Origin of the sequence: Glutamicibacter soli (assembly GCF_003309065.1) — a bacterium.
GTDB classification, from domain to species: domain Bacteria; phylum Actinomycetota; class Actinomycetes; order Actinomycetales; family Micrococcaceae; genus Glutamicibacter; species Glutamicibacter soli.
In genome coordinates, this window is record NZ_POAF01000019.1 from 1 (window position 1) to 1475 (window position 1475).

1 protein-coding gene is annotated in these 1475 nt (G+C 66.8%); it reads left to right on the forward strand.

Translation table 11 applies throughout. The annotated features are described in order from the left end of the window. Positions 1 to 20 precede the first annotated feature (20 nt). Positions 21 to 1475 carry an HNH endonuclease gene (locus tag C1H84_RS17840; RefSeq protein WP_113608178.1) on the forward strand — a complete coding sequence of 485 codons (1455 nt, stop codon included), beginning with the start codon at positions 21 to 23 and terminating at the stop codon, positions 1473 to 1475.

A 1475-nucleotide genomic window follows, 5' to 3' on the forward strand; every position in this document is an offset into this window, starting at 1 on the left:
AAACGCCGTACAATTAACACATGTACGAAGCAATGCAGCAACGCCACCGCCCGCCCGTACCACCGGTCCACACCGAATGCACCGCGGTGCTCACCGCCCTGTCCACCCAGCTCGCCCGCACCCTCGAATGCGGCAGCACCGCCGACTGCGCCGCCGCCATCGAAGAACTCACCGCCCTGACCGCCGGCTACGACTACCTCAAAGCGATGCTCGCCCACCAGCTGGAAAAAGAAGTCTTCCGCACCAACGAGAACAACGGCACCCACGCCAACGACCTCACCCGCGGAGCAGCCAGCACCGTCGCCCTGGCCCGCAAACGCGACCCCCGCGGCCACCGCTCCTACCTGGCCAACGCCCGCATCCTCGCCGAAGACACCCCCTTCCTCGCCCAACGCTTCGCCCTCGGGGAACTCACCGAACCCCAGGCCATGGCCATCCTCACCCCCTTGCAGGACGTCAACGCCGCCCGCCGCACCGCCTTTGACACCCACTTCCGCGCCACCCCGGACCTGTTCGACGGCATGGGCCCCAAGCAGATCAGCGAAACCGTCACCCAATACACCCTGCAGTTCGAAAGCCACACCAAGTCCTACCGCATCAAGGAAGCGGGCACCGACCGCTACCTGCGCTTCACCAAGGACCGCGACTGCATCCGCGTCAACGGCAAACTCCCCCTCGCCGCCGGCACCGCCCTGCAACAGCACCTGCGCCAAGAATCCCGCCGGCTGCGCCAGCACGGCGACCCGCGCACCCGCACCCAACTGCAGGCGGACCTGTTCACCGCCTACCCCCTCGCCGGGCACCCCGACAAACTCCCCCTGGCCCTCAACATCAAACTGGTCATGACCGACAAGACCCTGTTCCTCGGCGACCGCACCCCCGCCTACCTCGAAGGCTACGGCTACATCCCCGCCCAGCACGCCCGAGAACTCATCGCCGGCGCGGAAATCCGCAACGAGGACTACTTCCACCACTACCCCGACGCGCACGACGACCTGGCCCTGCGCATCGAAACCTTCCCCGACATCCAGCGGCTCTACACCGCCCCCGGCGACAGCGAGCTGATCGCCATGGACTCCACCGCCCGCGCCTTCCCGCCCGGACTCAAGGAATTCATCAAGATCCGCGACAAGCACTGCCGCACCCCCTACTGCGACGGACTGGTCGAAGAAGTCGACCACGTCATCCAGCACCACCTCGGCGGCCCGACCAACGTGCTGAACGCCGACGGACGCTGCGCGTTATGCAACAAGGCCAAGGAATCACCGAACTGGGTCGAAGTGCCCGTCGGGGAGTTCTCCCACTCGATCCGGATCAACCCCGGCACCGGAGCCTACTACCGGTCGGTCGCCCCGCCGGTGACCGGGTACCGGCACCGGCAGTTCCCGGACCTGCTCACCCAGTCCAAATGGGTGCGCGGGAAACCCTGGACCCGGGAGGAACTCGAAGACCCCCTCGAAGACCCCGACCCGTAG

Coding starts and splice junctions, on each gene's coding strand:
- C1H84_RS17840 (WP_113608178.1), top strand. CDS start 21: ATGTACGAAGCAATGCAGCAACGCCACCGCCCGCCCGTACCACCGGTC.